The organism is Gemella sp. zg-1178 (genome assembly GCF_018790995.1).
In the GTDB taxonomy this organism is placed as follows: domain Bacteria; phylum Bacillota; class Bacilli; order Staphylococcales; family Gemellaceae; genus Gemelliphila.
Genome location: NZ_JAHKEI010000035.1, coordinates 1 through 7,436 on the forward strand (window position 1 = coordinate 1; position 7,436 = coordinate 7,436).

At 31.4% G+C, this 7,436-nt stretch carries 6 protein-coding genes; 3 read left to right on the top strand and 3 right to left on the bottom strand.

Annotated elements, in window-relative coordinates; genetic code table 11:
- Positions 1-36: 36 nt before the first annotated feature.
- From KMP12_RS06945 to KMP12_RS06955, 3 genes are read left to right on the top strand one after another with little or no spacing between them, the layout of a single operon-like run.
- Complete coding sequence (locus KMP12_RS06945; protein ID WP_215756995.1) at positions 37-2,088, top strand: type I restriction-modification system subunit M; 2,052 nt, start codon at positions 37-39, stop codon at positions 2,086-2,088.
- Positions 2,085-2,681, top strand: a complete 597-nt coding sequence (locus KMP12_RS06950) for a restriction endonuclease subunit S (RefSeq protein WP_215756996.1) — start codon at positions 2,085-2,087, stop codon at positions 2,679-2,681. Before KMP12_RS06945 ends, KMP12_RS06950 begins: the two co-directional genes overlap by 4 nt.
- 41 nt (positions 2,682-2,722) lie before the next feature.
- Positions 2,723-3,454, top strand: coding sequence for a restriction endonuclease subunit S (locus tag KMP12_RS06955; RefSeq protein ID WP_215756997.1), 732 nt, complete (start codon positions 2,723-2,725; stop codon positions 3,452-3,454).
- 104 nt (positions 3,455-3,558) lie between these two features.
- Here KMP12_RS06955 and nox read toward each other — a convergent pair whose 3' ends face one another.
- The 3 genes from nox to rplS all read right to left on the bottom strand — a co-directional run bounded on the left by nox (position 3,559) and on the right by rplS (position 7,121).
- Complete coding sequence (gene nox, locus KMP12_RS06960) at positions 3,559-4,902, bottom strand: H2O-forming NADH oxidase (RefSeq protein ID WP_215756998.1); 1,344 nt, start codon at positions 4,900-4,902, stop codon at positions 3,559-3,561.
- Positions 4,903-5,359: 457 nt separating this feature from the next.
- A complete protein-coding gene (locus tag KMP12_RS06965; RefSeq protein ID WP_215756999.1) occupies positions 5,360-6,520 on the bottom strand; it encodes a CD0519/CD1768 family membrane protein in 1,161 nt (386 codons plus the stop codon).
- Positions 6,521-6,776: 256 nt separating this feature from the next.
- Positions 6,777-7,121, bottom strand: coding sequence for a 50S ribosomal protein L19 (gene rplS, locus KMP12_RS06970; protein ID WP_215757000.1), 345 nt, complete (start codon positions 7,119-7,121; stop codon positions 6,777-6,779).
- Positions 7,122-7,436: the final 315 nt, after the last annotated feature.

The following is a 7,436-nucleotide window of genomic DNA, read 5'->3' on the forward strand; positions in this document are numbered from 1 at the left end:
AAAATTTAAAAACATAAAGAAAGCAGAGGAAAACATATGTTAAGTAATACAAGCTACAACGCCCTAAAATCATTTATTTGGGGGATAGCAAATGACTGTTTAGTAGATGTATACGACCTAGGAGATTACCGAAAAATAATACTACCTATGTTTGTAATAAGAAGACTAGACGCAGTCTTAGAAGAAAAACACGAAGAAGTAATAAAAAAGAAAAAAGAACTCATTAACTTAGGCGTAAAAGACAATATGGACGCAGCCCTATTTCAAGTTGCAGGACAAAACTTTGTAAACAAGGCAGACTTCACCCTAAAAGACCTAAAAGGAGTTAGCAGAAGCAAAACACTAAAAGACGACTTTATAGCCTACTTAGATGGCTTTTCATCAAATGTTCAAGTAATCATTGATAAATTTCATATAAGAAATGAAATTGAAAGATTATCTCAGCAAGATAGGCTGGGCATGCTCATAGAAAAATTTGTAGATCCAAAATACAACTTTAACAACAAACCCGTTTTAAATGAAGACGGCACAGTAAAAATTGAAGCCCTAGACAATCATTCCATGGGAACCCTATTTGAAGAAGTAATAAGAATGTTCAATGAAGAAACCAATGTAACAGATGCTGGAAGACACTTTACACCCAGAGATATAGTAGAACTTATTGCCGACTTAGCCTTTATCCCTATTCAAGATAAAATCGACTCAACATCCTATAGAATATACGACGGGGCAGCAGGTACTGGTGGTATGCTGACAGTGGGAGAACAAAGAATATTAGAACTTGCTAGGAAGATAGACAAAAATGTTAATATAAACTTATTCGGTCAGGAAAACTCTGATGAAACCTATGCCATTGCCAAAGCCGATATGCTGGTAAAGGGTGAGGGTATACAGGCTGATAATATCCGATTCGGTTCTACAATATCACAAGATAGGTTTGCAGGAGAAACTTTTGACTTTATGCTATCTAATCCCCCCTTTGGGACTGCCTGGAGGTCAGACTTAAAAACATACGGAGTTAATAAAAAAGAAGAAATAATAGACAGTAGATTTGTTATTAACTATGATGAAAATCCAAGTTTTTCTTTCCTGCCTGATATAGGAGACCCCCAAATGTTATTTTTAGCCAATAATATTAGTAAGATGAAAACAGAAACCAGGCTTGGAAGTAGGATTGTAGAAGTTCACAACGGTTCTTCCTTATTTACAGGAAGGGCAGGACAGGGGGCAAGTAACTTAAGAAGATATATTTTTGAACAAGACTTACTAGAAGCTATAGTTGCATTACCAGAGAACCTTTTTTACAATACGGGTATCGGGACATATCTTTGGATTTTATCCAATAAAAAAGAAGATAGGAGAAAGGGTAAAGTCCAGCTAATTGATGCAAGAAATATGAAAGAAGCCTTAAGAAAAAATCTTGGAAGCAAAAATTGTGAAATTCCAGGAGATATTAGAAAAGAAATAGTTAAACTTTATCTGGATTTTGATAAGGCTGATAAGGAAAAAAGCCTTGTCTTTGATAATAAGGACTTTGGCCATATTGCCATAGATGTACTTGTACCATTAAGACTTAAAATGCTTGTTAGTGATGAAGCCCTAAATAGCTTAAAAGATTTTGACAAGTCCTTATATGAAATTGTAGTGAAAGTATTAGAAATAGAAAGTTCTAGCTTTAACAACTTTATGCAATTAGTAGAAGAAGAAGTTAAAAGTTCTAAACTTAAGTTGCCAGCAAAGGCTAAAAGGCTTATTCGTGATTTATTGACACAGGTAAGTGAAGATGGTGAAATAGTCCTTGATAGTAAGGGAAATCCAGAAAGTAATAAAGAGCTGAAAGATAGTGAAATAATTCCCCTTAATTATGAAGGGGGGATTGAAGCCTATCTTGAAAATGAAATACTGCCATATAAGAAAGATGCCTTTTTTGATATGAAATCAAAACAAATAGGCTATGAAATAAGTTTTACTAAGTATTTTTATAAGCCTAAAGAATTAAGAAATATTGATGAAATTATTAAAGATATTGAAGAAATAGAAAAGAATACTAAGGGATTACTTTCATCTATCCTGGAGGGGATTAGATGAAAAGATATAAAAAATATAGAAAAGTAAATTTACCCTGGTTAAGAGAAGTGCCAGAGGGTTGGGAGATATTACCAAATAAAGTCTTTTTAAAAAGTAAAAAAAAAGTAGTAGGAAATAAAGAACATGAATACGAATTGTTATCACTAACAAAAAATGGAATAAATGTAAAAGGGAATAATAACTTTACTGGAAAAATGCCAGAAACTTTTGAAAATTACCAAGAAGTTAATATTGGTCAATTAGTTATGTGCCTATTTGATTTAGATCAGTCAGCTGTATTTTCTTCTGTTTCTAAGTATAAAGGTAAAATTACATCCGCCTATGAAGTATTTGAAATAATAGGAGCAAACAAAAAATTTGTAGATTATTATTTTAGATATATTTTTCAAGATAGAAAATATAAAGTGTATTCAAAATCTGTTAGATATACCATAACAAAAGATGAATTTAAAAACATAAAATCTATTATCCCTCCCCTATCTGAACAAACCCAAATAGCCAACTTTCTTGATTGGAAGATAGGGGAGATTGATAGGTTGGTAGAACTTGAGAAAAGTAAGGTATCCCTCCCCTATCTGAACAAACCCAAATAGCCAACTTTCTTGATTGGAAGATAGGGGAGATTGATAGGTTGGTGGGGTTGGAGAAGAGGAAGATAAAAGAAATTGAAAAATTAAAAAATAGACTAATAAATAAATTAATAAAAGTAGAAAATGGAAATAAGATTAAAATAAAATATTTTTGCAATTTATTTGGAAGAATTGGTTGGCAAGGCTTAAATTCGGGTGAATACAGTGATAAGGGAATATTACTTATTACTGGAACTGATTTTAAAAATGGAGAAATAAATTATGAAACTTGTGTCCGAGTTCCTTATTTCAGGTGGGAACAAAATAAAAATATTCAGATAAAAAATGATGATTTATTGATAACAAAAGATGGAACAGTGGGGAAATTGGCACTTGTTAAAAATTTAAAAGAAAAAGCTACACTTAATTCAGGAATTATGAAAATAGAATTTTTTAAAGACACTATTGTTACTAAAGAATATCTTTATTATGTATTAAAAAGTGATATATTCAAAGAATGGTTTAATAATTTAAATTTAGGTGTGGCTACAATAATTCACCTATATCAAAGAGATTTTTATAATTTTGAATTTTTTTATCCAGATATTCATACTCAAGAAAAAGTAGTTATAAAAATTAAAAATATAGAAAATAAATTTGATAACTTATTAGCTTATTTAGAAAGTCAAATCCAAAATCTACAAGAACTAAAACAAAGTTTAATTTCTGATGTAGTTACAGGTAAAATGGATGTAAGAGAAATAGAAATACCAGAGGAATATAGGAGGGAAAATTGATTATTAGTATATCAAATAAAAATACTGATACAATTAATATATACACAAAATAAGAAGTGCAACCTAAAATTTTAGGTTGCACTTCTTTACTAATAATTTAAAAATTATTTAGCAGTTAGGGCTGCCATTGTAATGTAGTTGTAGGGTTTGTTGAAGTGTGGTAAGAAGAAGATATCTAATAGGGCTAAACGCTCAATTGTAACTTTTTCTTGAATGGCAAGAGAGAACATGTGGATACCCATTGACATATCTTCTTTACTTGCAATTTGACAACCCAAGACGACTCTTGTATTTTTATCATAAACTATTTTAATAGTTACATCGTGGTTATCATGTTCAATAAAGTCGGGTTTTTGCAAGTCAGAAAATTCTGTAACTACTGCATCATATCCAGCTCTTAGAGCTTTTTCTAATGTTAATCCAGTTGATACCATTTTTAAGTCGTAGATGCAGATACCATTTGAACCTTGTATTCCGATTGTTTCCAGTGGCTTACCACATACATTGTGGGCTGCTACAAGCCCTGAACGCACAGCATTTGATGCTAAAGCGATGTAGTTAATCGCGTCATCTCCTAATGAGTTGTCATAAACTGTGGCACAATCTCCGATAGCATAGACATCTTTTACGCTAGTTTCTTGATGGCGATTTATAACATAAGCACCATTTCTAAATAATTCTAACTTATCTTTTCCTAATTCATTATTCGGTCTAAATCCTACTGCTAGAATTACCATATCCACATCAAAACTTTCTTTATCAGTAACCAATCTTTCTACCTTTCCATTTCCTTGAATTTCAGTTACTGTTTGTCCGAATGCTAATTTAATGTTGTGGTCAGATAAATTTTTATTCATTAATTCTGTTAAGTCTTTGTCGTAGTAACCAGACAAGCAAGTTTCTGCAACATCAACTAAGACAACCTCTTTACCAATTCTTTCAAAGGCTTCAGCTAACTCTACCCCAATATATCCAGCACCAACTACTGCAACACGTTTGATTTCAGGATTTTCCAATTTATCAATTACTTCTTGAGCATTTTGGAATAATTTTACAAATTGAACATTTTCTAATTCTACACCTTTGATTGGGGGTATTATTGGTTTAGAACCAGTAGCCAATATTAATTTGTCATAGCCTTCTACATGTTTTCTTCCGTCTTTTAATACAACATGGACTTCTTTTTTGTCATAATCAATACTTTGCACGTCGGCTTCCATATTTACTTTAGCACCAGCTGCTTCTAATGTTTCTTTATTAGAATAGAATAATCCATCAGCCCCGGCAATTTGCTTACCAATCCATAATGCCATACCGCATCCTAAGAATGAAATATTGTTATTTTTATCAAAAACAACCACTTCATTTTCTTTTCCGTAATTACCTAATATTGTATTGATACACGCTGTTCCAGCGTGATTAGCTCCAACAACTACAATTTTTGCCATTGTTATAATCCTCCTATAAGTTATAATTATAATTATAATAAAAAAAATATAAAAAGTAAACAGAAAAAGCTTAAAAATAAACCTTAATTTGAGTTATTATTTTAATTTAAAAATTTTATATGAATTAAATATTTTTTAAAAAATTAAATATTATTCTTATTAAAATTAAATATTCTGATATGATATAATGCTTCAGAATTTATTTTAACAGTAAATTTATCTATTTAGTAAAATATTAAAGTAAAAATTTTAATAAGATTTTTTTATTAATTATCTTACTAAAAATTTAATTCTATAAAATCAGTGTGTTGAGCATTTGATTTTTTCTTAAAATACTTCTAAATATAATTTTATAAAAATAAAAATTTTTAATGCAATATTTATTAAAACTAAATAATCTGAATCTAAAAATAAAAATAAACCCTGGGAACTTGTCCTAAGGTTTTGAAATTTATATTTAAAAGAAGGCTATATACATAAAGTGGGCCAAGACACCTGCCACAAGACCGCCTATTGTATGTGAAATTATTGCTTTAGAAGATAATTTTCTTGCCCCTAATGCGTCCATCATACCGATATGCGTACTTAAGTATCCACTCCAGCACATACCCATTGCTGTAAATACTGCTATTTCGTTACCGCCTATCAAGCCTCTTTCTAAGAGACCAGGTACTAGCGACATAGCTCCACCTACGGCTCCAAGGGAAGTTATTGGAAAGGCGATAGCTTCTGCACTTTGGAAACCGAAAAGTGGCTCTACAATAAATGAAATTTTATCTCCTATCCAGGGTAAGAGTTTAATCCCCTCATAAGCCGCACCTGTATAACCAGTTTTACCTGGACCAAAAGTTAGCATCATAACCATGGTACAAATTATAAGGACACCAGGAATAATTGCAAGTCCCAGCTCCACTCCTAACCTACCACCTTCTAAAAGGGTGTCAAGAACACGTTGAAAAATATTTCCTTCACGGACTTCACGATAATTAGCAGGGTCTTCATTAGCTTCTACTACTTCATCAATAAATGCTTCTTCCGCTTCCTCTCCATAATATTTTTTAGTTTGAATTAACATCAAGCGTACACTGACAATACTTCCTAAGATTGCTCCCAAGTCCCCTATTAGAGCAGGACCCCAAAAACCTGGACCTTGTGTTGCCATAAAGACTGTAACTATAAGCCCCATTCCAAATGTTGTTCCTAAGTTACATAAGGCTGGCACTTGATACTTTTTAAAAAATACTGTGAATTTTTTATCTTTTGCAAAAGGAATAATAGCAGGATTATCTGATAAATAGGTTGCTATTGCTCCTGTTACACTGGCACCAGGCAGTCCCCAAAGTGGTTTCATGAGTGGTGCGAATAATTTATTTATGAGAGCTATTACCCCAAATTCTGATAGTAGCATACTTAATGCTCCTGTTACTACGGCCATGGCCATGATGTAAAATACGGTATTTAGTAGTAAGTCATGAGCCGTGGCCATCATACTTTTGAACATATTTCCTAGACCCATTACATAGCTCATACCAGCAAATATTACAACTATAAGCCCAATAAATACAAATGTTTCGGTGCTTATAGCTTTCTTTTTCTTGACTTTTATAATCTTTGACATTTCAATATCCCCCTTTTTGAATGCATTATTAGAGAAATTATTACTTATTATATCACAAATAAAACAAATTGCAATTTTTATAGAACAATAAATTAATTGTATTATTTTTAAATCATTTTCAAATTACGGCACACTTAAAAAGCATTATTTTTATTGCTTAAATTAATCTTCTTTTTGGAATTGTAAAGCAACTTTTGTTTTAATTTATTTTTATTTATTAAAAAAAGGATATATCTAAGATATATCCTTTTTATTATTAACGTACTTCTTTAATACGAGCTGCTTTACCACGTAGGTTACGTAAGTAATACAATTTAGCACGTCTAACTCTACCTTTACGTACTACTTCAATTCTTTCTACTTTTGGTGTATGAACTGGGAATGTTCTTTCAACCCCAACACCGTTAGAAATTTTACGCACAGTGTATGTAGCAGATATTCCACCGCCACGACGTTTAACTACAACACCTTCAAATTGTTGGATACGTTCACGTCCACCTTCGATAATTCTAACATGTACTCTTACAGTATCTCCTGCTTTAAACTGAGGAATGTCAGTTCTTAATTGTGATTTTGTAATCTCTGCGATTAATTTGTTCATTGTTTTCTCCTTTTTACAAAATGCTCGTTATTAACTCTTGTCAACAGAGGAACATCGTAATTAATGCCATAGCATCTTTAAAATTATAACACTTTTAAGAAGTTATTACAATAGATTTTTATATTTTTTAAGAATAAGTAAATTATATAATTAAGTTAGCCAGTAGTACAAAAAAAGCATCTCATAGGATATACTTTTAGTAACTACAAAAAAAGGATACCAAGAGATGCATCTCATAGGATATACTTTTAGTAACTACAAAAAAAGGATACCAAGAGATGCAAGAACATTATAACACAAAAGGCAAACACATTA

Coding starts and splice junctions, on each gene's coding strand:
- KMP12_RS06950 (WP_215756996.1), top strand. CDS start 2,085: ATGAAAAGATATAAAAAATATAGAAAAGTAAATTTACCCTGGTTAAGA.
- KMP12_RS06965 (WP_215756999.1), bottom strand. CDS start 6,520: ATGTCAAAGATTATAAAAGTCAAGAAAAAGAAAGCTATAAGCACCGAA.
- rplS (WP_215757000.1), bottom strand. CDS start 7,121: ATGAACAAATTAATCGCAGAGATTACAAAATCACAATTAAGAACTGAC.
- KMP12_RS06945 (WP_215756995.1), top strand. CDS start 37: ATGTTAAGTAATACAAGCTACAACGCCCTAAAATCATTTATTTGGGGG.
- nox (WP_215756998.1), bottom strand. CDS start 4,902: ATGGCAAAAATTGTAGTTGTTGGAGCTAATCACGCTGGAACAGCGTGT.